This is a genomic window from Oxobacter pfennigii, from assembly GCF_001317355.1.
GTDB lineage: Bacteria > Bacillota > Clostridia > Clostridiales > Oxobacteraceae > Oxobacter > Oxobacter pfennigii.
Genome location: NZ_LKET01000012.1, coordinates 1 through 25920, shown reverse-complemented (window position 1 = coordinate 25920; position 25920 = coordinate 1). Strand labels below are relative to the sequence as shown.

Below are 25920 nucleotides of genomic sequence, written 5' to 3'. Positions count from 1 at the left end.
AAGCCCGGCTGCACATGGAAGTGCCCCTTAAAACAGCAATACCACTCATTTAAGTGGTGAAAAGGGAAAGGGGACACACCTGAAGGTATGTCCCCAACTTAGTTTGGAGGATTTTTCAATTATAAGACTATTCTTTAAAATAAGAATAACATATCTGAGTAAGTCGGAAGCGGCCACAATTTTGAATCAACAATTGTTTCAAGCTTGTCACCGTAAGTCCTTAAGACACCCATATCCTTGAATACGCCATCTCTGTAGAACTTGGCAGCTTTTAATGTGTCGCCTTCCAATTCCTGTGCTTCTTCAACAGTTTTCTCAAGAACTGCAATATATTTATTGAAGGAACCAATTGTATCTGTAAGCTCTTTCAACAAGCCTTCCTGTGCACTTACATCAGCAGCCGGCAGTGCCTTCTTGATTGTGTTGATGTTTGATGCAAGAACAGTGCTGTAATCAATGGATGCAGGAAGAATCTGGCGTTTTGCCATATCCAGCATTGTTAAAGCTTCGATGTTTATTTGTTTGATATATCCTTCGAGGGCTATTTCATATCTGGATTCAAGCTCTTTATGGCTTAATACGCCGTGTTTTTCAAATATCTTGGCCTTTTCACTGATTAAAGCAGATATAGCAGCAACAGTTGACTTGATATTTGGAAGTCCTCTTTTTTCAGCTTCAGCTACCCATTCATCGGAATAACCGTTGCCGTTGAATATTATTCTCTTATTGTTAACTGCAACTTCTTTCAATATCTTCTTGATTTCACCGTTGAAATCCGCTGCTCCTTCCAATCTGTCAGCAATCTGGCTCAATACTTCAGCGACAATTGTATTCAGCACTATGTTTGGTAAAGCTATGGATGCAGATGAAGCAACCATTCTGAACTCAAACTTGTTGCCGGTGAATGCAAATGGTGACGTTCTGTTTCTGTCAGTTGAATCCTTTGGAAGAGGAGGCAAAGTTGATACTCCTATTTCAAGGATTCCGCCTTCCTTTGAGCTTGTGGCTCCGCCGTTTGAAAGCTGATCCATTATATCAGTGAGCTGGTCGCCAAGGAACATGGATATGATAGCCGGCGGTGCTTCGTTAGCGCCTAGACGGTGGTCATTTCCAGGATTGGCCGCAGATACCCTTAACAATTCTGCATATTCATCAACTGCTTTAATAACGGCACAGAGGAATAAAAGGAACCTTGTATTATCGTGAGGTGTTGAACCCGGGGATAACAAGTTGTCTCCGTCATCCGCAGCTATTGACCAGTTGTTGTGTTTGCCTGAACCGTTAACGCCGGCAAATGGTTTTTCATGAAGAAGGCAAGTAAGCCCGTGCCTTGCAGCTATCTTCCTCATTAAATCCATTGTCAGCTGGTTGTGGTCTGTTGCAACGTTTGTAGTTGCAAATATGGGAGCAAGTTCATACTGTGCGGGAGCGACTTCGTTGTGTTTTGTTTTAGCAGTAACGCCTAATTTCCACAGCTCAGTATCAAGCTCTTTCATATATTCTGAAATTCTTTCTTTTATGCTTCCGAAATAATGATCTTCAAGTTCCTGACCCTTAGGAGGTTTTGAACCAAACAATGTTCTTCCCGTCAATACAAGGTCTTTTCTCTTTTCATAGAAAGCTTTATCTATGAGGAAGTATTCCTGTTCAGGACCTACAGTGCTTATTACAGTCTTTGCAGTAGTGTTTCCGAAAAGCCTTAAAATCCTTATGGCCTGCTTTGACAACGCTTCCATTGACCGCAGTAAAGGAGTCTTCTGGTCCAATGCTTCTCCGGTATATGAGCAGAAAGCTGTTGGGATGAACAGTGTCACACCTGCTGCATCTTCTTTCAAGAATGCCGGTGAGGTACAATCCCATGCCGTATATCCTCTTGCTTCAAATGTTGCTCTTAATCCGCCTGAAGGGAAGGATGATGCATCAGGCTCGCCTTTTATCAATTCCTTGCCTGAGAACTCCATAATTACTTTTCCGTCAGGAGTCGGCGAAATAAAGGAATCATGCTTTTCAGCAGTTACACCTGTCATTGGCTGGAACCAATGAGTAAAATGTGTAGCTCCTTTTTCAATTGCCCAATCTTTCATGGCATTAGCTACAATGTCAGCTATGGATGGGTCTAATGGCGCACCCTCATCAATAGTCTTCTTTAAAGCTTTATATGTGCTTTTAGGAAGCCTTTCCTTCATAACTGCATCATTGAATACATTTGAACCAAATAGAGTGGTTATATTCCCATCTGAGCTACAGTTTTTCTTCATTACCATCTTAAACTCCTCCTAAATTATAGTTTTACAAAAAAAGACAAGGCGCCCCTTAAATTAATTAAAATTAATTTAAAGAACGCCTTTGCTCTCTAAATAATTAACGCTTCATATTTAATGTATGTATTTTATCATATAACCAAACTGTTTACAAGTAATAATCTAAATAATTTTCTAGTTTTTTAGAAACCACTAAGTTGACATGGTAAATGCAGCCTTGTACTCATGCACCCCTTAAGACACTGTTCCTATGTAACTTTTCTTAAACAGTACAACAAATTGAAAACCGACACCGTCGCCGTAGAGAAAATCCACAGTAATTAACCCTCTCTAGCGTCTTATTTCATTTATCAATGAAGTCATTAAGAAGCCGCACAGCCAAATCTGCGTTATTATCTCCTTCCGAAAAAACATATGAATAATAAGCGGTAATTTCGTTATCCTCATCTTTATAGCATAGGATATTATATCCTCTGTACAGCGTAAGAACTTGTGCCTTGTCAGTAGAATAAATCTCAATGAACATGTCAAAATCACTTGCATTAAAACTTGATAACGTCCGATTGGCTCGCCATTCATATTCATTAAACAATGATGTAATCCGTCCAAACATATCATCGTCCACAGTCTTTGACGGATAGATAAAGGTGCTGGTATTGTTTTCATTTGTGAAAAATGCCTTATGCAAATACAGATAATCGTTATTTTTGTGCATATCTGTCAGCAGGGTAATTATCTCATTGTTGACAGATTCATTTCCCATTGTATCCGGCATTGCGTTTTTTAGTTCATTATTCATAGAATTATATAGAGAATCATCTTGTTGATTGCGATTAAAAAACAATCCAACCGCCAACCCGATAGATACCCCTATGATAAGCACTAATAAATAGCTGATGATTTTTTTACCACGCATAATGCCTTCACCTCTTCAATAAATCCCATTTTTATACTAAACGAAAAAAAACGCATTTTGTTCCATGGGAAATTGACATTGCAGAGCCTAAGGTGTTATTTCTATTATCTTAGTTAACCCTGAGTTAAATGCCACAGTTCCCATATTCATAATTTTATCTTCTTTAATATTCTTGAATTTGTTTCTCTCCAGGCTTCCCAAAATAATATACTTCACTTGGTATTTCTGAAGCAGCTTTTTTGTTTCACTGTGGCTGTCACCTTCATAGATTGATGAAATATCCTCGGACCTCTCATTGGGGATATCAGGTCCTCCCCTCCACAGCCATTCATGTCCAAACCAACCCAGCACCGTAGGCAGCCCTGTGGACATGGATATCCTCTCATAGTCTGTATATCCGTCTCCGTTGGCTTCTAATATTACCGGCTGCCCCTTGACATTTTCGTTTAACCATTTTACGGCTTCATAATCGTCAGCATGGAGCCGCCTTAGAAAGTCAAGCCCATATAAGCCTTTGTAATTTGAAGGTTTTACGGATGTATAATAACCCTTGACTGCATAATAGGGAAACTGCATGGGCAATAAAAGTACGATGGCTAATATAATTGTATATATTATCTTTAATGACTTTTTCTTTACAGCCGAATGAGTTCTTACGGCAATATATCCTCCGGCAATTCCCAGCATAATAAAGGATTGGTACACCAGCTTGAACATGGTATTTGCCCGGTGGTATTCAACACCGTATATATCCCTTACGTACACTATTTCCGGAATTATTACAAGGCCGAAGGCAGATATCAACAGTATTGAAATAAAAATATCCGATTGATGGGTATTTAAAAAGAAATCCTTAAATTTGTTCCTTCTTTCACCAGCGCCATGCTGCTCTTTTCCTTTATTTGATACGAGCAGGAATATTTTAAAGAACACCGTCAGCAAAAGCTGATACCCCCATAGAATGAGCAATTGATACAGCGGAGTTCTTGCCTGAACCAGGCCCACTCCCCCTGTCATGTTGACAAAATTCAGGGTATAGGGAATCATAACAAGCCTGGATAAAAGAAAGATATACAATACATTTTTCAGTACGTTTAAGATGGTCTTCTTATTCAAGCCTTTATCCATAGACTCCCGGTATATAAAGGCAAAGAGGGTTACCGTAATGTATATGGGCAAGTCCCAGGCATTGGTCATATAAAAAAGCCCCAGCATAAGGCCTGCTATATATTTAAATTTATTAATGGGAATGCTTCCTATTATATAAGCCAAAATAAACATCAGCATTGTTAGGACATAGGGTATATCGGACACATGGCCGTGAAGGTCGGATACCACAAAGGAATAAAAAGGAAACTCATGAATGGTTTTATCGTTGGTTTCCGGATTATAGCCTATGTACCTTGTGGAATCGGCATAAAAATACCTGTCAACCTCTCCCTTATAAAGGTTAGCCTCCTTAGCCAAAGGCAATGCCGTTGCAAATATAAATGTGTGGAAGGTCCCGCCGAAGGTAACCAGCATGGAGGATATGATTCCCGCGGCTATGATTCTCTTCATATTTTCCTTTTTTAAAAGGAAAAGTACATTTGAAGCTATGGAAAAGGTCATCATAAAGGTAAAGGAAAATATCATTGCCAGCATTATATTGTATCCGGTGGAGGATTCAACATCTATCAATTTAACGAGAAATGCGCATATGTAATGACCATAATAGTAATAATTTATGGATTTGCCCGACAGCCACATGTCAACAGGGGGCATGAATTCAGTTTTAAGTATGGAATTTACAAAGCCGTAATCCATGAATTTTTCAAGTCCGTAAATATCGGGATGGAGCCCTCTTACATAGCACCAGATTAGAAGAAATACTAAAAATCCGATTTCTTCCCAAATTATAATTTTTCTATTTTCATTATATATACTTATAAGATACCGATAACCCTTTTTATATACAAGTATAAATAGGGCAAACAGTATCAATACCGAAAATATGCTTATCCTAAAAAAAGGTACGAGTCTTAATGAAGATAAAATCCATAACACATAGGAAGAAAGAAGTATTCCTATAGCCTTTGAAAATATATAGCCTTTATCAAAAAACTTACTGAAGACAGTGCGGGTTAATGGAAGGAATATTATGCCTATAACAGTTAAGTAAAACCACCATCTTATGATAATTGAAATATCACTTTCCATCCTTTTCCCCTCCTTTTATGGCCCACAGTGCCGCATTTATTCCCTCTCTTATGGCATAGTTCATACCCCTGTCCTCAGGATAAATATTGCACATGCTGGCAGTATACAAGCCCTTAACCGGCGTTTCAAATCCGGGCTTTATCTTTGAATAACCTAATTTTATAAGGGGCTGGGCATATTCATCCTTAAAGACCGTCATATTTTTTATCATATCCTTATTAAATTCAGGATTAATTTTTTTAAGGTGGGGAAGATATTCCTCCAATAATTCCTCATCATTCATATTATATCTTTTGTTATCCTTAAACAAATAATCCGAAATATAAAGTATATTATTATTGCCGTAGAGCTTTTTATCCAGAAGATTGGTGTGCTCAATAAGGCCTCCGAAGGGTATGCTTTCATCCCCCATGTTAAGCCAGTAATATCCGGTAAAAGGTTTATCAAGGGTAAGGATTGTACATACAACTGAAGTATATTCTATATTGCTTTTCTCTTCTCTATAATTTTTTGGCAATATACCCTCACTGAGCTTTAAAAAAACAGGCAAAGGCGTGGTGCAAATAACAGCATCATATGAGAATTCTCCACAGGCTGTGGATAAAATGATGCTTTCTCTTTTATCAATGTTTTTGACGGGACAATTGAGAACTATGTTTGCCCCTTTTTCATTAAGAATCAATTCCAGCCTGTCTAAGAGGGTTTTAGTGCTCCCTTTAATGTAGCCTAAGGCTTCCTTTCCCTTTTCCTTTGATGAACCCCTGAGCTTAATCTTTCCCCAAAACCAGGACATGGATATATCTTTGTACTGCCCTTCAAATTTGGATACTAAAAGAGGCTTCCATACATTCTCGTATACCCTTTTTCCTGCATGCTTTTGTATCCATTCATGGGCTGTAATACCCTCAAATGACCTATAATCCTTCGTTCCCATGAGTTTTAAAATTGTAAGGCCAAACTTCATTTTATCCATGAATGGAAGTGGCTTGAATTTAAGCAGTGATATGGGAGTTCCGAAATCAAAGGTTCTGCCGCCGGAGAAAAAGCCCATTTTGCTTATATGCCACTGAATTTCATCATAGAGATCTATTTCTTTCATCAATTTCATTATGTGTTTATCGGATTTGAAAAAATGATGATAATATTTCTCAAGGTATGTATTTTCATATTTAAAAGCTCCGGCAATTCCGCCGATTTTATCACTGCTTTCGATTATCTCAACTTCGTGGCCTTTGTTTAAAAGCTCCAAGGCTGCCGAAAGACCCGTCATACCTGCGCCGACTATACCAATCTTCATTTGTTCACCTTCTCACCCTGTATTGTTGAAACATTTATTCCGCTTGTAACCAATACATACACGCCGATAATGAGCGTATACAGGTTCATTATTATATGTGTTAATGCAGAAAGCATTCCTGCAAGCTCTCCTGTCAGTCCAAAGAGAGACAATATTATTACCATGGTGCCTTCAAATACTCCTATGCCTCCCGGTGTCACGGGAAAAACCTTGGTAAGGGTGGCTACCATTGTGGCAAAGGCCGCAGCCAATGGGTTCATAGCTCCTCCTAAAGATAATAGTACAAAATAAGTCACTAAACCGTCGCATATCCATATAAGTGATGAATATATTAATAGGGTTATGAATTTTACCCTGTCCTTTATGCTGCCTTCCAATGCATTTATAAGCTGCAGCAGGAGATTTTTAATCTTTTCATTTTTTAATGCCGATACTTTGAATTTATTTTTCATAAGGTATTGAATTACAAAAAAAGCAATTATGAGAAAGGCCACACCAATAAATATAAGGTTGAAAAACCATGGTGGCATGCTTACTTTATTCAATACATATATGCCTGAAATTAAAAGCACAACATAAACGCCCAGAACATCAAAAAAACGGTCCAAAAAAACCGAAGGAAGGGTGCTTGAGTAGGAATGATTGAATTTATTTTTTAAGTAATAAGACCTGGCTATATCCCCGATCTTTGCAGGGACGATTATATTCAAGGTGTTGCCTAAATTATAAGCTTTAAATGAATCCGCCACGCCAATGAATACACCATTATCCTTCAACATATACTGCCATTTGTATGCCCGAAGGAGCATATCCAAAGTGTATGTTGCAAGGGATATTAATATCCACCAATAATTCAAATTGCTCATATAAAAGGCTATGTTAGACAGGCCTACTCTTTTTAAAATTATGTACAGCAATGCCCCGCCTAAAAAAACACTCAAGGCAATGCTTATTATTTTTTTATTCTTCATGATGTTCAATTTCCTTCTTAATTATATAAAGTGGCCTGTTTTTGCTTTCATCATACATCCTGCCTATATATTCACCTAATATGCCTACGGATATGAGCTGAATACCGCCTAAAAAAGTCAGTGTTGTCATTATAGATGCCCATCCGTACACAAGATTTTTTCCGCCAACTATCCTGTAAATTACCGCATATAAGAATATAACTATTGATACTATTACAGCAAAGAAACCCAAATACTGAGATATTTTCAGCGGCTTTATAGAAAAGGAAGCAATACCGTCCAATGCGAATTTCAGCATCTTTTTTAAAGGGTATTTTGTAACTCCGGCAAATCTCTCTTTTCTTTCATATTCAATAGGTATCTGCTTAAAGCCTGCCCAGGCAACCATTCCCCTTATGAATCTGTTTCTCTCGGGCATGCTCTTTAAAACCTCGGCTACCTTTCTGTCTATAAGCCTGTAATCTCCGCTGTCCAAAGGTATTTCAACATCGGATAATTTGGCTAAAACCCTGTAAAACAGCTTTGCAGTCAATAGCTTGAATTTTGATTCTCCCAGCCTCTTTTTCCTTTTGGCATATACTACTTCATAGCCTTCCTCCCACAGCTTAACCATGTCGGCAATCAATTCGGGAGGGTCCTGCAAATCCGCATCTATTACAACTATCGCATCCCCCTTGGCTTTGTCAATGCCGGCGGTTACAGCCACCTGGTGTCCGAAATTCCTTGAAAAGCTATAAACCCGGACAGTCTTATCATTATCTGCAATAGCAGACAAAAGTTCAAGGGTTTTGTCCTTGCTTCCGTCATCAACAAAGACAAATTCATAATTCATATTTATTGAATCCAAAACACTTTTTAATCTTGCATAGCATTCGTTTACAACCTCTTCTTCAAAATACATGGGGACTACGACTGATAAAAGCTTTTGTGACATTTAATCCTGCCTCCATATTTTAAGTTAATCTTAAGTCTATAACCTGTTCTATTTACTTTTAAGTATCATAAATATTAGTGTAACTAAACCACTTCTATAATAATTTATTTGAAAATCATTGTCTATCAAATATGTAATATAGTATAAAATTTGCTTTGTAAATTTTATACTGAAATGAATCTTATAAGGATTAATTTACCGTAATGCCGGATTTCTTTGTGACATTAAATATAAGGACCTGAAAATCTTATCATATTTTTACATATTTTATATTCCCTTTTGTTCCCATATTCATACAGCTGAATATACTAATACTATCTATGTATATTTGGAGGGGTAAAAATGCCGTACCCAACGCGGGAATTGTTTGCGAGGATTATAAAATGTGAAGCCGGCGGCGAAGGAGACAATGGAATGAAAGCCGTTGCCGCCGTACTGATGAATAGAGTGCACGTACCTTATGGCGAATATCAGAGAGTCAATCAGGGAGATTTAAGAAAGGTTATTACCCAGCCGGGCCAGTTTGACTGTATGCGTTCTGTTTTAGGCGGAGTGCCTAATTATCAGACCATATGGGCAAGCCCGCCTGAACAGATTCACTATGATATTGCCGACTGGGCCATGGCAGGAAACAGGTTTTCAGGTATAGGCGAAGCATTATGGTATTTCAATCCCTTTGTCCCCACATGCCCTACCATATTTCCCCGTAATGGCTCAGGCTCAATAATCAACCGAATTGGTGAACATTGCTTTTATATACCCACAGCCCGCTACAGGGAAACCTAATATATTTAAGGAGGAAAATAAATGTATCCATATTTTTACCCAAGTTACTTCGGGAAATCTCAAGCTTCCGATAATAAATACGGCGATGACTTATCGGTACAGCGCCCGCAGGACTTAAACCTTCCGCCTATAGCAGGAAATACTGCAGGAATGCCTGTGGAATCAGTACCCCATGCTCCTACCACAATGTTTTCCATGCCGCCTATAATCACTCAGACGGCACAGCCGGGACAGCACCAATCGCCTGTGGATTTCATTCAGCAAGCTCAGCAGCAGATGGGCCAGTCCCCAGTGGATTTTATTCAGCAGGGTCAGCAGACCCAGCCGCCTCCTCAGGTCAATATACCGCCGCAAGTACAGCAGGTTCCCGACTTTTTCCAGACTGATGAAACTCCGGTAATGGATCCTCAATTCACCCAGGGCTTCTTGAGGACACAGATAGGAAAAAAAGTTAAGGTGGAATTCTTAATAGGCACCAACACCACGACGGACAGAATCGGCACCCTGGTAGGAGTAGGCATAAGCTATATATTAATAAGACTTGCTGAGACTGACGACATACTTTTAGCTGATATGTATTCAATCAAATTCGTTACATTCTACCTGTAATATTTTGTTTTTTAAAAAAATTTCGGTTTTTTAAAACGACATAAGTAATAAATTATAATAAATTAAAAGCAAGCCGAAGCTATGACTTAATGTATAGATTCGGCTTGTTTTTAGCTGCTTATATTTAAAGCCTATTTAATACCTCCATATCTCTTCCTGCAATGCCTTCACCGCCGAATACTGTAAGGTAAAAATTTATTATGGATATAAATTATTGATTCACATTGATTTGAATAATTGTGTTTTTTCTCTGTAAAATATATAATAATATCTGGACTTAACATTTTTAACACATTCTTAACAAAAACTTAACATATTTGGGGGAGTATCATGAAAGAATTAATTTTCGGTCTCCTGGGCGGTACCGCATTGTTGATGTATGGAGTAGACAAAATGGGAGAGGGCCTGGAAAAAGCTTCCGGTGAGATGATGAAAAAGATACTTACAGTCCTTACAGGCAGAGTATGGAGCGCATTTTTAGTAGGTACCCTGCTTACAGCTTTAGTTCAGAGCAGTACAGCCATTACAGTTCTTACGGTGGGTTTCGTCAATGCTGGATTAATGAAGCTTCCTCAGGCCATAGGAATTATTTACGGCGCTAATATAGGAACCACCATTACAGCCCAATTAATGGCCTTCAGTTATCAATTCAAGCTAACAGATGTGGCTTTGCCCATTCTTGCCTTTGGTTTCATGTTGAATTATTTTGCCAAGAACAAATCACTTAAGAATATAGGCGATGCCATAATGGGATTTGGAATAATGTTTTTAGGTTTGAAAATACTGAATTCCGGAATACCTTTTATGCAGCAAAGCGAAACCTTAAGATATTTCTTTGAAAATTATGCTTCAAATCCTGTAATTGCAATAGTCTTAGGTGCGGTAGCCACCGCCATGGTCCACAGCAGCGCCGCGACGGTAGGCCTTGTTATGGTTTTAGGACAGGCAGGCCTTATTGACCTTCAATCCTCTATTTGCATTATGCTGGGAGATAATATAGGAACGTGCATTACGGCACAGCTCGCCAGTATGGCGGGAAACATATATGCAAGAAGAACGGCATGGGCTCACACATTATATAATATTTTCGGCGTAGTTCTTGTAGCTTTGATTCTACCTCTCTTCGTTAAAATAGTTGAGAGTACCACTGTTTATCTTCAGCCTGCATCGGATATAAGCGCACAAATTGCAAATTCCCACACCATCTTCAATGTATTAAGCGCCCTTTTGTTCCTGCCGATAACAAAGCACTATGTGAGGTTTTTGGAGCTGGTCATCAGGGGCAAGGGCAAGGATGATGAAGATGCGCCCAGATATTTAAACAAGCTTCTTTTAAATACCCCTCTTGCAGCTTTTAAGGCATCTTTAGCCGAAATGGTATGGGGTGCTGAAATAACCAAGGGAATGGTAGGCAATTTAATGGAAGCTCTGTATTCAAAGGACCAAAAGAAACTGGACTCTGTGAGAAGAAGCGAGGAAAAAATAAACCGGCTGCAAAAGGATATAATCTCCTACATAGTCGATATCTCAAAAGAACCCTTGAGTGATTCGGAATCAGCCATGATACCTGCAATGGTCAGCGCCATTAACAATATTGAAAGAATCGGTGACCATGCCATGGATATTTTGGGTTTGACGAGGAACATGATAGAAAAAAACCTTGCTTTTTCAAATGAAGCCATGGATGAAATTAAAGAGCTTCAGGGTGTGGTATCCGAAATGTTCGACAACACAATTTTAATGCTGAAAGAAAATGATATAAACTATGCCTTTAAAACAGCTGAACTGGAAAGCACTGTCGACCGGATATGCAAAGAGCTTCTTGACAACCACCTATGTCGATTGGAAGACGGCAGATGCACCGTAGAAGCCGGAGTTATTTATTCGGATATAATTAACTATTTTGAGAGGATTGCAGATCACATATATAAGGTCTGCACATTGGCAAGCGAAAAATTTCAAACTATATCAAGATAAATATAAAATGCTGTATCCTCAGGATAATCCAAAAGATACAGCATCTTATATTTTACTAAATTTGACCTGTGGTTTTAAAATGCAGCTTTGATACCAATGACAATTTTTCACGCTCATAGGTTTCAACGAATTTTCTTGCCGCCTCAACAGTCATAGCCGATGCGCCTTTTGGGAATTCCATTTGAAATGCTTCTTCTAATTGCTTAATCCTTGACACGAATTCATCCCTTGCAAGAATGCTGGCAGCAGCAACGGCTGTATTTTCTTCTGCCCTTGGTCTTTGAAAAAGTGTTATGGTTTTCCCTTTTTCCATAAGAGCATTTTTTATTAAATTTTCATCGCCAAACTGGTCGGATAAAACGTACTTGCAATCCACTTTGGATAATACATTTTCTATTACCCTGGCATGTCCCCAGGCCAAGAGCTTGTTTAAATTTTTTATCTTCTCATAAAGCTCATTATATTTTTCGTTGCCTATTACAACAACAGAATAAGGGCATACCTTCTTTATAGACTCCGCCAGCTTTGCTATCTGTTTATCCGTCAATCTTTTGCTGTCATCTGCCCCCATAGCCTTTAGCTTCCTTGCATTTTCCTCATTTACATACACTCCGGCAATAACTAACGGCCCGAAATAATCACCTTTTCCCGATTCATCGGTACCTATCAATTCTGCCGGATCGGCGCCGTTGTCATCCCTTATCTTTCCTCTGCTTTCTCCCGTTATGTACTGCAGCAGTTCTCCGTCCTTTATCTGGGACGTATCCGGCCTTAAGCCCTTCTTGCTCTCGTAAATCCTCATGACGGACTTTTTGTCTTCCCTCACTATATCAAACTGCAGCCCGTAATTTATCTCCCTATATTCTCCGACGGTATATCCGCCTTCCTCCAAATGTTCCTTCATTTCATCATAATATTCAAACTTGTTCTTTGCCAACTCTCACCCCTCCTTCATTTTATACGGGTTCAATTTGTAAAGAGCTTTCCGGCCGGAAAATCTTCCTGATTTTAACGGCCGCGCTCGCCGTCCTGGCTCCGCTTGTCGCTTCTTTACAAATTGAGCCCTTACCAACTGTGATCCCGTTTCGGATTTAGCCACAAAAACTCGTACATGGCAAAAGTCATAACTTGCTAACGCTCCCAAACAATGACTTTTGCTTCATATACTTCGTTAACAGACACACGGCATTTACGCTATTATTTCCGGCTTTGCAAATAAAAACATTCATATGAGCTGGATTACAAATACGATTCCATTCACGTCTCGCCGCCACTGGCTTCATCTAAATACCAACTAGGCCGCCCTCGCATAAGTTGGGACATTCAGCTAATGTAAGGTAACACTAATTTTAGATTGTTTGAGCGACAAAAAGTTTAAAAATTCTTGCATTTTCAAGGAAGGGAGCCATGAACTTGCAAAATCCGAATACGCAATGAATGTTCAAAATTTATACGCCCCTTGACGCTGCTGTTTAATTAAACAGGTCCATACCGATTTTTACGAAGAGTAAAATAAATACCACTACCAGCACAGGCTTTATGATTTTAGAGCCGTTTTTGAGGGCAAGTCCGGAGCCTATCCAGTGTCCCAGAATTCCAAAGAAAGCTGCGGGTATTCCTACAAGGAACATGATTTTTCCGCCGGCTAAGAATGTGAACAGCGCGGCTATATTAGAGGCCAGATTTACAAGCTTGGCGTTTCCGGCAGCCATTGTCATAGAAAATCCCATCAGCCCCGTATAGGTTAATATTAAAAATGTACCGGTGCCGGGGCCGAAGAAACCGTCATAGGCACCTATTATAAGTCCGGATAATATGGATAATATAATAATCTTTTTATCGGATAGTTGTATTTCCTCATTGTTTTTTTCTCCGAAGTTTCTTCTTGTCAATAAGAATATGGCGATTATGGGCAAGAGCACTATAAGGCAGTATTGAAGATATATGTCGCTGAGCATAAGGGCTGCCCTTGCTCCTAAGTATGAACCGATAAGGGCGCTTATAACGGAATAAGCTGCAGTTTTCATGTGGTACTGCTTGTTTTTAATAAACCTGTAGGTGGAAAAAACCGTTCCTATTGCCGAGGAAAACTTATTTGTGCCGTAGGCAAAATGGACGGGAAATCCGGCAAACAAATATGCAGGGAGGGAGATAAGTCCTCCTCCGCCTGCTATGGAATCAATAAAACCTGCTAAAAAAATCAATGGGCATACGATTATGAAGGTCTGTAACGTCACTTGCATTTTATTACCTGCTTTTCTACTATATATTTGGATCCAAACATAACATCGATTATGTTTCATTCCATATCTTGCCTAAGTTACAATAAGAGGAGTATTGGGGTCTGACACACCTGCTTTGGAGCATTGTAGGGCCTCACAAATTTATAACCTGTCCCTTGATGTCCTTTTCTAAAATATCCTTAAACCATTTATGGCATGTGAATATGAAAACCTGCCGCTTTTTTGATATATCCTTTAATAAGGTCAGGACATTGTTAAGCCTGAAGCTGTCCCAGTTGACCAGGGCTTCATCTAAAAATAAGGGGAAGCTTTCCTTTTTATCATCGAGATGATCCAATAAGCCTAAGCGAAGAGAAAGGTAAATCTGCTCCTTTGTGCCCCGGCTTAAGGCTTTGTTTACATCTATGGTTTCCTTCGTGTCTTTTAGCCTTACCTCCAGGTAAGTGTCTGTATCCTCAAGAATATAAAGCCTGTCATAGCGTCCACCCGTTATGGTTTCAAGATATTTCCCGGCCCTTAAAAGAATGTCGGGCTGATTTTCATCTCTGAATTTACGGTCCGAAAAGGCTATTATATTTTTCATCAATTGAAGGCGGTCCCTTTCAATTGCATTTCTTTTTCTCAAAATTTCAAGGCTTTCAATTTCACCCTTAATATCATCGGCAGCCCGCTCTTCCTGCCTCTGCTCCATTTCCTTTAACTTAGAACCGGCTTCCATATTTAAATTATTCAAAAGATTATCCAGCTGTTCCCGTTCTGCCTTAGCCCTTGCCAGGGACTCCTCATCCAGAATAAATTCAGGCTGGCCACTTAGCTTATTTATTTCCTCAATTATACCCTCAAGGCCTATGTATTCCCTTTCTAATTCCCCTTTTATATTATGAGCCCTTTGCCTGAAATCCCTAAGCTCTTCTAATTTCAAAAGCTTCTCATGGTTATTTTCTCCGTCTAAGGTCTGTATTCCTTTTAATATTTCTTCTTTTAAATAAATAGTTTCTTTCAGCTCTTTCTGGATTTCTTCAACTGCCTTCTGGATTTCATTAAGCCTGGCAAGACAATTATTATGGATATTGTAATTTTCTTCAGCCTTATCCATTAGATTATCCAGCATATTTATGGTACTTAAAATATCTCCGCTGCCTTTCAAGGAGAGAATATTTAAAAGCACCGATATTTCTTGCTGTCCTTTGCTTAGTCTTTTATCTATAATATCTTTTTTATTTTTTATCTCTTCCCAGTCATTCAACAATGATTTTAACGTATTCACATCCACAAGGAGGCTGTCGTCCGGTTCTTCAAGCCTCAAAGCTGCAATATTTAAACCCTTAAGAGATGCTTTAACTTTGTTCAGCGCCTCTTCCCTCAAGGTGTCAAGCTTTCTTAACTGCTTTTCTTCTTCCTTTAAACCTGAACCCTTATTGACTTTGCTTTTTTGTGAATAAGCTGCATACAAGGTTATAATTCCGGTTGAAAATACAAGAGCAAAAATTACTTTTATAAGGCTTCCGGTGCTTAATACAAAGCTTGTCAAGCCTATGATAATGAGAAGTGCTGAAATTATATAAAACATAATACCCTCATCTGCTTGAGCATGGCTTTTTCTCGCCGCCATCCTTAAATTATGCTCTTTATAATTGTAGTTTGCCTTTTTGAATGAGCTAAGGCCGGCTCTTAATTCTGCTTCATCTATGGCTTTAAGTGCCTTCAGGGATTCTGACGTCCAGCCTCCTTGCAGGCATTCCTTTGCTTTATTCACAATTCTGTCTTTAAAACGGAGCAATCCATTGCTCAAATCCGAGGCTGCATTAATATCGCTTATGTTTTGCCCGTAGGATTTTATGGCAAGCTTTATTTTATCCCTGTTTTCATAAATAAGCTTGTCCAATGGAGAGTACACATCAAGCTTTGACTCCGTTTCATTTTTAGTTAATACTGCTTCCTTGAGTTTTTTATCAAGGTTATCTGTTTTTATATCAAGCCTTTTTAATTCTTCGCGCGGGTTTTGAGGCAGAAAATCATAATTTTTTGCCCCTTCTGCTTTTTCATTTAATTCCTTTAAATTTTGAAGCTTCTTTTTTACAGGGTGAAGCCTTTCGGTTTTATCCATAAGAAATATCAGCCGGGATTTTCTCTCGATTATGTCCGATATTTCATCCTTAATTTCATCCAGCCTTTTTGAAATACCGCTTATTCTTTTTTCGTTTTCCAAGGAATCCGTAAGCTTTTTATTAAGCTCCTTTAATTCTTCTTTAAGCTTTTTATCCATGGGGTTCCCATGCCTGTCCGGCCTCCACAGGCTGTTAGACTCCAAAACTAATTTTGATATGACCTTTGAAACAGGCTGAATAAAGGAAGCATACTGCCCGCCCAGCAGTTGATCCTGTACCTTCTGCCACACCGAGTTATGGGGAAAACGAAGCTGTTCCAAAGTAATGGAATAAATCTCATCAAATACCTGCCGGGGCAGGTATTCAGCCCCTTCTATGGCATTGTTTCCAATAGGTATCAGCTTTTCATCCTTGATAATTTTGCCTTCAGCCGTGCTCTTTAAACGCCGGTTTACCTCCATAGTGCTTCCGTCATTTAAAGTCAGGCCTGCGCTGCACTCACCTTGACTTTGCCCCCAGGGTATGTAAGGATTTAAATCCCTTGAAGCAGGATTCCAGCCGTAAATAAGGGTATTTATCATATTAAAAACCGTTGATTTTCCCGCTTCATTATTTCCGTATACCACTATTATGTCTTGTGTTATTTCAGGGGACTCCCAGTCTTCAAGACAGCCAAAGCTCTTTGCTTTAATGCTTTTAAACTTCATTGCCATCCCCTCCTGTCATTCTGTAAACAACCTCGGCTTCCATATTATCAAGGAGGCTTTTCAGATAATTGATTGTCTCTTCCTCATTTCCCCCCATGAACCCTGCAAGGCTGTCAGGCTTTAAGCTTAATAAAAGCCGGGGATTTTCTTTGATATCATCCAGGATTTTAAGGGCTGCTCCTATAACATGGGTACCTCCCGCATATTCCTTCAAGTCAATGGATCTTTGCAAATCATCGCAAATCAATTCAAAAGATACAGCTCCTAATCTATCCTTTAAGCTGTCCTGAAGCTCCTCAACATTTTCCTCATTTTTAAGCTCTTTATAAAGGGGGCTGCTGCCTTTCAAAATCCCCCTTAAAATAAGCTTTTTATCATAACCCTTTTCATTTATATACCCGGTAACAGAAGAATAGATCTTATCCTCCAGTCTCTTAAAATCATAGGCATCAGATATGTCATCAATAAGAACTGTATCCCAAATGATAGGGGACAGTTCATGAAAGTTTATCTTTAACCCATTATTTTCCTCTATCTCCACCAGATAAGCACCCTTCGGCCCCGTTTCATTGGGATTTCTTCCTATTAAATTTCCCGGATAAACTGCCATAGGTTTGTCCAGAATCTCCGCTCTTTTATGTATGTGACCCAGTGCCCAATAGGAATAATCAAGGCCCTTCAAATCCTCCAAAGAGCAGGGTGCGTAATTTTCATAGCCCAAAGACACCTTAAGGCCGGTTACAAAGGTATGCAAAAGACCTACATTAGGCACACCAGGCACTGCCTTTCCAAAGGCTTTTGCAAGATTTCTGCCTTCTCTTTTGCTTTCATGGCCTGCTCCGTGAACGACGCCAACTACATTTCCATCAGTATCCTTTACAAAAACCTTCTCCGGTTCTGCCCTGTCAAATATATATACATACTCCGGCCACTTCATGAAATTGAACTTATGTATAATAGCTTCAGGGTCATGATTTCCTGCTGCATAAAAAACCATTATGCCTGCATCATTAAGCCTGTCCAATTGCTCATATAAAAATTTAGCCGTTTTGTAGCTTAAATTATCGTTATCAAACAAATCTCCGGCTATTAAAAAAGCATGGGCAGCTGACTTTACAGCCAGCTCTACCCCTGCTTTAAATGCATTTTGCATGGATTCTTTTAATAATCTTCTGACCTCTTCATTCCTTGACAAAAAAGGTGTGTCAAAATGGATATCGGCCATATGCAAAAACCTAAATGCCATACTAAAAACCCCGCTGATTCTAAAATTTATAAAGAAGTTTTTATAATGTCCCCTTCTTTAAGGGAATTTCCCGGGTTTAATATATATTTGTCCCCGGCCTTCAAGCCTTCGGTAACTTCCGCATCAAAATCCGTTTCAAAGCCTGTTTTAACAAATCTTTTCACAGCCTTGCCGCCTTCAGCTACAAATACATATTTCTGTCCGTCCGCATCTGTCTTGATTGAGTCTAAGCCAACAGATACCACATCCGTAACTTCATCCAATATAATATCTACATCAACTTCATATCCAATCCTTATGGATTCATCGATATCATTAATCAAAACATCAATATATATCCTGGATTCCTTGTTGCCCCCGCTTACTTTAACCTCGGCAAGCTCACCGATTTTAGATACGGTGCCGGAATATTCCTTGTCCACTCCTTTTATCTTTACAACAGCCTTTTGCCCTGTTTTTATCTTTACGGCATCATACTGGTTTACCTCCACCTCTACCTTGTATGAAGCCGGGTCGCATACAATTATTGTATTGTTATCCTGATTGGGATATTCATTCTTTACGATATCGAATTTGACTACCCTTCCGTCCATATCGGCAGTTATGGTGCTGTCGGCAATCTTTTTATTGAGGTTTTCAATTTCGGTATTTGATAAATCCCTCTGGCTTTTCTGAGACACCTCCGAGCTGTTCCTCTTTGCATTTTCAAGCTGAATCTCCATATACTCAACCTGGTTTTCAGCATCGCTGAAGGCTTTCTTGGAGGCATCATAATCAAATTTTGATATATAGCCGCTGTCATAAAGTGATTGATTGGCTTCGAATTTCTTCTTTAAATCCTCATAATCGCTCTTAGCCTTTTCTAAGTTTATTTCAGCCTGCTTTATGGAATTATCCGAGGTTACCGAGGTATTATTAAGGTTTTCCCTGGCAGTATCATAATTTATGACAGCTCTTTTCAGCTGATACTCCAGATCAGTTGTATCAAGCTGAGCCAGCACCGTTCCCTTTTTAACATCGTCGCCTTCCTTTACGAAGACATCCACCACCTTTTGAGTGGTATCCAATATATGATTTTCGCTCTCTTCTGCTTCAATGTAGCCTGTAACTACTATTGTCCGCGCCAGATTATTCTTTGAAGCTGTTCCTTCCATAACGCTTAAAGGCTTGGGATTGCTCAATAATACAACTGCGGCTAACGCTGCTGCTGCCAAAAGTATCAAAATTATAACCCATTTATTTATTTTTACATTTTTCTGAGCTGCTACAATGCCTGTCTCATTCTTTAAGCCTGGCTTCATATGAATTTTTCACCTCTTCTAAAGCAAATGTTTCTAAACCTAATTATAATAATAATATGATAATACTTGAACAGTTATTGAAAATTTATGGCAATTCAGTTGTTGACAAATTTGACCATTAATTATGGGCAAAATATAAATTATTCCTGCCCTCACCTGTTTTATCATGTAATCCTATTCTATCAAATAGCAAATCTTTAGTAAACTCCTGAGCAATATATAGATTTTTGCTTTTTAACCCTTCATGTGTACTATGTTTATAAAGCAATTCATAATTTTATAATTTCTATAAGTCATCCTTACTGATTTTATACATAATTATAATTGTAGAGAAAAATCAGGAGGTTATCATGTTTATTCATGTAGTAAAGCCCGGAGATACTCTCTGGAAAATCGCAAATTATTATCGTGTGCCTATATCAGGAATAGTGGAGGTCAATGGACTGCCAAATCCAAATCTTCTATTAATCGGACAGTCCCTTATCATTCCCGTCGAAGATACTTTATATACAGTAAGATGGGGCGATACATTATGGAAGATTGCACAGTCCTTTGGAACTACGGTTCAGGAAATATTGCAAATCAACAACATAGCAAATCCCTCAAACATCCTGCCCGGCCTTACCCTATATATCCCTTCACCCAAGCATACCATCGGCTATGGCGAAACTTTATCCCAGATTGCCAGAATGTATGGCATATCAGCACAAACCTTGGCAGAAGCAAATAATATTGAAGACCCGAATATGATATATCCCGGAACAGTACTTGTTATACCTCGAAAAGAAAGGCCGGTAATTGAAGTTAACGGATACATTTACCAGTACGGCGAAAGGGGGGCTGAAATTGTCAGGGAAGATGGCAGACACTTAACTTACTTAAGTCCCTTTGCATATAGAATAATGGAAAACGGCAATCTTGTTCCCATTGCTGATGCTCCTTCCATAGCAGCAACCTATGATACAAATACTGTACCGATGATGTCCATAACGAATTTCACATCTACCGAACTGGGTGAAAATCTCGCGCACGTAGTTTTATCAAGCCGGGGTGTACAGGAAGTTCTCCTTGCCAATATCATCAATATAATGAAGGAAAAAAGATATATGGGTTTAAATGTAGATTTTGAAAATGTTCTCCCAGAAGACCGGGAGCCTTATAACCGGTTTTTAATGCTGGCGGTTGAACGGCTGCACCCATTAGGATACTTTGTTTCCAGTGCCCTTGCTCCTAAAGTAAGCGCAGAGCAGCAGGGACTTTTATACACTGCGCACGATTACGAAGCCCATGGACGAATTCTTGATTTTGTAATCCTGATGACTTACGAGTGGGGCTACCGGTTAGGTCCTCCTCAGGCGATCTCTCCTCTTAATCAGATTAAACGCGTACTTGATTATGCAGTTTCCGTTATTCCAAGGGATAAAATCTTCTTTGGCTTCCAGCTATATGCGCGCGACTGGCTGCTGCCCCATATCAGAGGCCAGGAAGCTCAGACCTTCAGCCCCCAGGAGGCTGTAATAAGGGCTACAAATAATAATGCGACTATACAATATGATACAGCTGCCCAATCTCCCTTTTTCCGTTACACAGACCGGCAGGGCAGAAACCATGAGGTCTGGTTTGAAGATGCCCGAAGCGCACAGGCAAAATTCGATGCGGTTAAGGAGTATAAGCTAAGAGGCATAAGTTACTGGGCATTAGGCTATCCCTTCCCTCAAAACTGGGTACTGTTAAGAGACAATTTTACCGTAAAAAAGCTGATATGAATCATAACCACCAGTAAAACTGGTGGTTTTCAATTGCAGGAGGAAGTCTATGAACACAGTGAGAGCAGCGCTATAAAGCATACCTCCTATTGCAGAGCAATAACTGCTATAGGAGGTATTTTGTGTTTTATTAGACTTTAATTAATAAGTCTGTGAGCTAGCCGAGATACTTTCTAATTCATCTTTTTCATTCCGACCTGACACCGAAATTATCGGCGTCAGCTCTTTCTAACTTTTTATGGTCTATCCGAAACATTGTTTCGAGCAGGTGCTCATCACTTTAACATTTTAACTACGTTTTTCAGCAATAGTATTTATGAGTTCATATCTTTCCTTTCGCAGTTCTTTGATTGATTCCTGCGATTTTTTTGAGATTATTAAAAAGTTTTAATTATAAAATGGTATTTTTAATTATATTTTTACTCTTTTGGATTATCTTCTTATATCTTCTAAAATCTTGTTAGGCTTATTTGCCTGCTCACTTTTAGGGGCTATTAGCAGAATCCTTTTTATCCACTCTTGCTCCAATCTATTTAATTCTATAAAGACTTCCAGTGCTCTTTTATATTCCTTCATGGATAACAGTATCATCCCTTTATTAAATAAAGCATCTATTGATTTATTATCCATTCGATATGCAAACTCAATCCTGCTAAGTGCTTCCTTCTGCATACCAAGTTTAGAATAGCATATTCCAAGGTTTAATTGTGCTTCGGATTGAAAGTTATTAATATTGAGTGATTTTTCATAATTTTTTATTGCACTTTGATAATCACCAATTTTATAAAAATATAAGCCAAGATAAAAGTATACATCTTCTTCGTCTGGATTTATGATTTCCGCTTTTCTAAAACATTCTAATGCTTCTGGCAACATATTTTTCTTTAAGTAAACTCTGCCTAAATTCATTATTGGTCTTTCCCAATCGGGGAAAGTTTCTATCAAGTATTCAAATGTTTTAGCAGCATTTTCTAAATCATTTAACTCCAAATAACAACACCCAATATAATTTGAACAGGTACGATCTTTCTCTATAAAATTACACTTCTTAAAACTATTTAATGCACATTCGTAATTACCTTCTATATAAAATTTCTCTCCCTCATCATAGTATTTTTCTTGCTCCAAATTTTATTTCACCGCCATCATTTTATTAGTTTGTAAACGCTCTAACGACCATACTAACTCCATCTGAAATTGTAACTCCATCATTTGCTATACCAGCGCCACTCGTTAGTACATCTTCAACTAATGTCCCTCCAATAAGCAAAACACCACCAACTCCTATTAGTACCCTTGTAGCCATACCTATCTTATTGAAGTTTTTATCCTTAAGGTCTTGCCATCCAAAATTATCATCATTTTCTTTTCCATATTTTTTCTTAGATTTATGTGCAGACTTTGAGGCCTCTTCTCTTTCCTTCGAACCACGTTTTCCCCAGGCATTGTTAACATCTCTCTTCTCTCTCTTTTTAGCATCACGTGGTCGCAATCTATCAGTTGCATAGGCGCTTATTATATATTCCTTTGCTGAAGGCAGAACGGATGACAATATAACCTGACCCTTACCCACTTTGGTAGACACGATAAACTCGTGATATACTAAAAGTGAAAGGGATGATCTACATGGGAAAACAATACAGTTCAGAATTTAAGCTTGAAGCAGTAAAGAGAGCAAAGAAAACTGGTGAGCCAATTACAAAAGTGGCTGCAGAGTTGGGGGTAAAGCCGACAACAATGCAGGGGTGGGTGAATAAGTATAGGAAGTCACCAGAATCCCCTTTTCCTGGTAGCGGTAATCTCAGTCCAGATGATGAAAAGTTAAGAAAGCTGGAGAGAGAAGTCAGGGAACTCAAAGAGGAAAATGAAATATTAAAAAAAGCGGCAGCCTACTTCGCCAAGAACCTCAAATAAAAAGGTTTCAGTTTATCAAGGCTAATCGACATAACTATAAAATAGCGAAGCTGTGCAAAGTTCTCTGTGTTTCAAGAAGCAGTTACTATGCATGGGATAAAAGGCCTCAGAGTAAGAGATCAAAGGAGAATATCCGCCTACTAGAAAAAATTTAAGCAATCCACTATAAAAGCGGAAAAGTGTTTGGGTCTGTTAAGATTACCAAAATGATAAATAAGGGTAGCTCTAGCCCTGTTAATCATAAAAGAGTTGAGAGGATCATGAAGGATAACGGTATAAAATCCAGGGTTTCAAAGAAGTTTAAGGCTACCACTAATTCTAATCATAAGCTTCCGGTAGCTGAAAATATCCTTAACCGTGATTTTGCTGTGAACAAGCCTAACGAGAAAATGGTTAGCGATATTACATACCTGTGGACAGATGAAGGCTGGCTCTACGTTGCGGCAATCATGGACCTTTGTGGACAAAAAATTATTGGCTTATCAATGAATGAGAGAATGACCAAGGACCTCGTAATCAACGCACTAAATGACGCTTATCAACGAGCTGGAAAACCAAAGGGAGCAATCCTCCACTCAGATAGGGGATCTCAGTACTGCTCAAATGATCACCAATATTTGTTAAACAGGTATGGTTTTGTATGTAGTATGTCACGCAAAGGCAACTGCTGGGATAATGCTCCTATGGAATCATTCTGGGGCAAAATGAAATGTGAATGGCTCTATGGTAAGCATTTTAAAACCCGCCAGGAGGCTCGTGCAGCTGTATTTGAATATATTGAGATATTTTACAACAGACAAAGAATTCATGCCTCAAATGGCTATCTAACACCTGATGAATATTATATTAACTCATTGAAAAATGCAAAAGCGGCATAAAAAATCAAATATTAAGATATTCTACGGAAAAGCTAGAAATAACGAGTTTATGGTGTCTAGTTTATTGGGGAAAGGGCAACCTTTTGATATGCTGCAGCATTTGTAATACTTCCGTTAGTGAGATTATCGCTGTCATAGCACTCAATGCATCTGCCTCCGTCAACACCGTCGTTTGCAAGTCTCCTTAGAATTAGAAGAGCCCAAAGCCAGTTTCATACTATCATTGGACCCTTCTATTATTAAAAATTTTGATTCTTCACTTATCAGAAATAATCTTTTGTTTAGATTGAAATATTAAGAAATTTTTTTATAAATGATTTTTTAAAACCATACTTTTTTAAAGCATCTTCAACATCGTTGAGTATCGGATCATAGTGATGTTTTTTTCTCTCTTCAACACATTTTTCCAATTTGACATACAGTTCTTTGAACTCTTTATTATTGTGTTTATTTTCTAATTGGCATATTCGGTCTATAATTTTAGTTTCCTCTATATCAATGTTTACCCTAATTATGAAATCATTTATATAATTATCATCATAACCATAATTCTTTAAAAAATCTTCAACATTCTCATATATAGGGTTATAATTTAATTCTTTACGTGCATTTAAACATTCAGTTATCCTTTCATATAGTAATTTAAAACTTTTCTCTTCTTCCATATTATTATACATCGCTCTCTCAATTTCCTTTGTAATATAGTATTCTAATCTTTCTATTACAATAAGTGCATATGGCTTTTTATCCATTATATTCATTTCTCCTTTAATAGACTGGTAATGGTTGTTTAGGCAACGTTAATGTTTTATATATTACATATAAAAATGCAGCTAGTGCAACAGGATCCAATGGAGGAGTTAGGTTTGGAAATATTTGCATATTATGAGTTCGTACTTTACCGTTTGGATATACATGATCATGGGAACCATTGGGATAATGCCTCCTCCATCCTTGGCCACCATCCATATCAAAATCAGGTACCCATACTCTATTGTCTTTATCTAACCATCCTGTTTCTCCATGTGCTCCTGGAGCAGGAACCCTCCGTTTTGCTTTATCTGGATTTTTAGGGGGTTTGTATCCTGTTTCAGGTGGTGGCGGTGCTTGGGGATTTATATTCTCTTCTAAATTAAGAATATTATCCATTTGCTTAAAATCAGCCCAACTTAAAGATTTTGCCCCTGAATAATCATCATATAATGCTCTGAATCCACTAGGGTCACTCATATTAACCGGGTTATTCTTACAATAAACAAATAAATTATGACCTAATAATCCTCCTGCCTCCCCAATAGCAGCATCAGAATTAATAAACCTGCCCCACTCCGGATTATAATACCTGCTTTGCAGATAATACAATGTGGTCTCATTGTCATACCTGTATCCGCGATACCTGTAGGGATTCTTTACGCCAACAGTGCCTGCAAGAGGGCCGGTTACAGATACTTTTCCTCCCCAGGTATCGTAACTGTAAAATACTACCTGAGTCCCTGCGTTGTCTAACAGCCCCGTAATATTACCCACAGCATTCCTTATATAGAAATATTCTACTCCATTTAGGTTCATGGATACAAGCTTACTGCTACTATCGTAGGTAAAGTAAATTTTATCGCTGCCGGTTTCCTCAAAGGTTACTTTGTCGCCGACCAAATGATACTTTGTGATTACTCCGTTAACTGTTTTCTCTGTCCTTATGCCCCTGTCGTTGTATTTAAAGGATATATTGGTTCCGGATTTTACCATTGACTTAAGCTGTCTTCCTTCTTCCCAGGTGAAGTTCCATCCATCATATATCAAAGGATTT

19 protein-coding genes and 1 pseudogene are annotated in these 25920 nt (G+C 38.6%); 5 read left to right on the top strand and 15 right to left on the bottom strand.

The features are described 5' to 3' along the window. Positions 1-134: 134 nt before the first annotated feature. The 6 genes from OXPF_RS00780 to OXPF_RS00755 all read right to left on the bottom strand — a co-directional run bounded on the left by OXPF_RS00780 (position 135) and on the right by OXPF_RS00755 (position 8578). Entirely contained in the window at positions 135-2258 is a 2124-nt protein-coding gene (locus OXPF_RS00780) for a glutamine synthetase III family protein (RefSeq protein WP_054873334.1), read from the bottom strand. A 346-nt stretch (positions 2259-2604) separates the two neighbouring features. Further along, positions 2605-3177, bottom strand: a complete 573-nt coding sequence (locus OXPF_RS00775; RefSeq protein ID WP_054873310.1) for a hypothetical protein — start codon at positions 3175-3177, stop codon at positions 2605-2607. 87 nt (positions 3178-3264) lie between these two features. After that, positions 3265-5376, bottom strand: a complete 2112-nt coding sequence (locus OXPF_RS00770; RefSeq protein WP_054873309.1) for a DUF2298 domain-containing protein — start codon at positions 5374-5376, stop codon at positions 3265-3267. Continuing rightward, positions 5366-6673, bottom strand: a complete 1308-nt coding sequence (locus tag OXPF_RS00765) for an NAD(P)/FAD-dependent oxidoreductase (RefSeq protein WP_054873308.1) — start codon at positions 6671-6673, stop codon at positions 5366-5368. The genes OXPF_RS00770 and OXPF_RS00765 overlap by 11 nt, the downstream gene beginning before the upstream one ends. After that, positions 6670-7644: a lysylphosphatidylglycerol synthase transmembrane domain-containing protein gene (locus OXPF_RS00760; RefSeq protein ID WP_054873307.1), complete on the bottom strand. Its 975-nt coding sequence runs from the start codon at positions 7642-7644 to the stop codon at positions 6670-6672. Before OXPF_RS00760 ends, OXPF_RS00765 begins: the two co-directional genes overlap by 4 nt. Continuing rightward, positions 7634-8578: a glycosyltransferase family 2 protein gene (locus tag OXPF_RS00755; RefSeq protein WP_054873306.1), complete on the bottom strand. Its 945-nt coding sequence runs from the start codon at positions 8576-8578 to the stop codon at positions 7634-7636. The genes OXPF_RS00760 and OXPF_RS00755 overlap by 11 nt, the downstream gene beginning before the upstream one ends. A gap of 342 nt (positions 8579-8920) precedes the next feature. Here OXPF_RS00755 and OXPF_RS00750 point away from each other — a divergent pair, with 342 nt between their 5' ends. From OXPF_RS00750 to OXPF_RS00740, 3 genes are all read left to right on the top strand, one after another. Then, positions 8921-9364 (top strand): cell wall hydrolase, encoded by a 444-nt coding sequence (locus tag OXPF_RS00750; RefSeq protein WP_054873305.1) that lies wholly within the window; start codon positions 8921-8923, stop codon positions 9362-9364. Between the two features lie 21 nt (positions 9365-9385). Further along, on the top strand, positions 9386-9973 hold the full coding sequence (locus OXPF_RS22845) for a hypothetical protein (RefSeq protein WP_201779655.1): 588 nt from the start codon (positions 9386-9388) through the stop codon (positions 9971-9973). A gap of 330 nt (positions 9974-10303) precedes the next feature. Then, positions 10304-11950 carry a Na/Pi cotransporter family protein gene (locus OXPF_RS00740; protein WP_054873304.1) on the top strand — a complete coding sequence of 549 codons (1647 nt, stop codon included), beginning with the start codon at positions 10304-10306 and terminating at the stop codon, positions 11948-11950. Between the two features lie 55 nt (positions 11951-12005). Here the strand turns inward: OXPF_RS00740 and rnhC are convergent, their stop codons facing one another. The 5 genes from rnhC to OXPF_RS00715 all read right to left on the bottom strand — a co-directional run bounded on the left by rnhC (position 12006) and on the right by OXPF_RS00715 (position 19555). Next, complete coding sequence (gene rnhC, locus OXPF_RS00735) at positions 12006-12887, bottom strand: ribonuclease HIII (protein ID WP_201779654.1); 882 nt, start codon at positions 12885-12887, stop codon at positions 12006-12008. Between the two features lie 535 nt (positions 12888-13422). Further along, complete coding sequence (locus OXPF_RS00730; protein WP_054873303.1) at positions 13423-14193, bottom strand: sulfite exporter TauE/SafE family protein; 771 nt, start codon at positions 14191-14193, stop codon at positions 13423-13425. 133 nt (positions 14194-14326) lie between these two features. Then, on the bottom strand, positions 14327-17008 hold the full coding sequence (locus OXPF_RS00725; protein ID WP_054873302.1) for an AAA family ATPase: 2682 nt from the start codon (positions 17006-17008) through the stop codon (positions 14327-14329). Next, positions 16998-18254 (bottom strand): metallophosphoesterase family protein, encoded by a 1257-nt coding sequence (locus OXPF_RS00720; RefSeq protein WP_054873301.1) that lies wholly within the window; start codon positions 18252-18254, stop codon positions 16998-17000. The genes OXPF_RS00725 and OXPF_RS00720 overlap by 11 nt, the downstream gene beginning before the upstream one ends. A gap of 26 nt (positions 18255-18280) precedes the next feature. Beyond that, positions 18281-19555 (bottom strand): efflux RND transporter periplasmic adaptor subunit, encoded by a 1275-nt coding sequence (locus tag OXPF_RS00715; protein ID WP_054873300.1) that lies wholly within the window; start codon positions 19553-19555, stop codon positions 18281-18283. A gap of 350 nt (positions 19556-19905) precedes the next feature. Here OXPF_RS00715 and OXPF_RS00710 point away from each other — a divergent pair, with 350 nt between their 5' ends. Further along, positions 19906-21321, top strand: coding sequence for a glycoside hydrolase family 18 protein (locus tag OXPF_RS00710; RefSeq protein WP_054873299.1), 1416 nt, complete (start codon positions 19906-19908; stop codon positions 21319-21321). Positions 21322-21753: 432 nt separating this feature from the next. Here OXPF_RS00710 and OXPF_RS00705 read toward each other — a convergent pair whose 3' ends face one another. Together OXPF_RS00705 and OXPF_RS00700 are read right to left on the bottom strand one after the other, a co-directional pair. Next, positions 21754-22449: a tetratricopeptide repeat protein gene (locus OXPF_RS00705; protein WP_054873298.1), complete on the bottom strand. Its 696-nt coding sequence runs from the start codon at positions 22447-22449 to the stop codon at positions 21754-21756. A gap of 25 nt (positions 22450-22474) precedes the next feature. Continuing rightward, the gene (locus OXPF_RS00700) at positions 22475-22894 is read right to left on the bottom strand and encodes a hypothetical protein (RefSeq protein WP_160317118.1); all 420 of its coding nucleotides are present in this window, start codon (positions 22892-22894) and stop codon (positions 22475-22477) included. A gap of 44 nt (positions 22895-22938) precedes the next feature. On the opposite strand from OXPF_RS00700, the pseudogene OXPF_RS00690 reads away from it, so the two are divergent. Next, positions 22939-24113 (top strand): annotated as a pseudogene (locus tag OXPF_RS00690) (IS3 family transposase). Positions 24114-24394: 281 nt separating this feature from the next. Here the strand turns inward: OXPF_RS00690 and OXPF_RS00685 are convergent. Together OXPF_RS00685 and OXPF_RS21535 are read right to left on the bottom strand one after the other, a co-directional pair. After that, positions 24395-24865, bottom strand: coding sequence for a hypothetical protein (locus OXPF_RS00685; RefSeq protein WP_054873295.1), 471 nt, complete (start codon positions 24863-24865; stop codon positions 24395-24397). 16 nt (positions 24866-24881) lie between these two features. After that, a partial coding sequence (locus OXPF_RS21535) for an RHS repeat-associated core domain-containing protein (protein ID WP_341441640.1) occupies positions 24882-25920 on the bottom strand: 1039 nt, incomplete at its 5' end.

What these genes read in the sequence shown, in the direction of transcription:
- OXPF_RS00755 (WP_054873306.1), bottom strand. Translation starts at nt 8,578, where the DNA reads ATGTCACAAAAGCTTTTATCAGTCGTAGTCCCCATGTATTTTGAAGAA.
- OXPF_RS00750 (WP_054873305.1), top strand. Translation starts at nt 8,921, where the DNA reads ATGCCGTACCCAACGCGGGAATTGTTTGCGAGGATTATAAAATGTGAA.
- OXPF_RS00720 (WP_054873301.1), bottom strand. Translation starts at nt 18,254, where the DNA reads ATGGCATTTAGGTTTTTGCATATGGCCGATATCCATTTTGACACACCT.
- OXPF_RS00740 (WP_054873304.1), top strand. Translation starts at nt 10,304, where the DNA reads ATGAAAGAATTAATTTTCGGTCTCCTGGGCGGTACCGCATTGTTGATG.
- OXPF_RS00760 (WP_054873307.1), bottom strand. Translation starts at nt 7,644, where the DNA reads ATGAAGAATAAAAAAATAATAAGCATTGCCTTGAGTGTTTTTTTAGGC.
- OXPF_RS00775 (WP_054873310.1), bottom strand. Translation starts at nt 3,177, where the DNA reads ATGCGTGGTAAAAAAATCATCAGCTATTTATTAGTGCTTATCATAGGG.
- OXPF_RS00710 (WP_054873299.1), top strand. Translation starts at nt 19,906, where the DNA reads ATGTTTATTCATGTAGTAAAGCCCGGAGATACTCTCTGGAAAATCGCA.
- OXPF_RS00715 (WP_054873300.1), bottom strand. Translation starts at nt 19,555, where the DNA reads ATGAAGCCAGGCTTAAAGAATGAGACAGGCATTGTAGCAGCTCAGAAA.
- OXPF_RS00770 (WP_054873309.1), bottom strand. Translation starts at nt 5,376, where the DNA reads ATGGAAAGTGATATTTCAATTATCATAAGATGGTGGTTTTACTTAACT.
- OXPF_RS22845 (WP_201779655.1), top strand. Translation starts at nt 9,386, where the DNA reads ATGTATCCATATTTTTACCCAAGTTACTTCGGGAAATCTCAAGCTTCC.
- OXPF_RS00725 (WP_054873302.1), bottom strand. Translation starts at nt 17,008, where the DNA reads ATGAAGTTTAAAAGCATTAAAGCAAAGAGCTTTGGCTGTCTTGAAGAC.
- OXPF_RS00780 (WP_054873334.1), bottom strand. Translation starts at nt 2,258, where the DNA reads ATGAAGAAAAACTGTAGCTCAGATGGGAATATAACCACTCTATTTGGT.
- OXPF_RS00765 (WP_054873308.1), bottom strand. Translation starts at nt 6,673, where the DNA reads ATGAAGATTGGTATAGTCGGCGCAGGTATGACGGGTCTTTCGGCAGCC.
- OXPF_RS00685 (WP_054873295.1), bottom strand. Translation starts at nt 24,865, where the DNA reads ATGGATAAAAAGCCATATGCACTTATTGTAATAGAAAGATTAGAATAC.
- OXPF_RS00730 (WP_054873303.1), bottom strand. Translation starts at nt 14,193, where the DNA reads ATGCAAGTGACGTTACAGACCTTCATAATCGTATGCCCATTGATTTTT.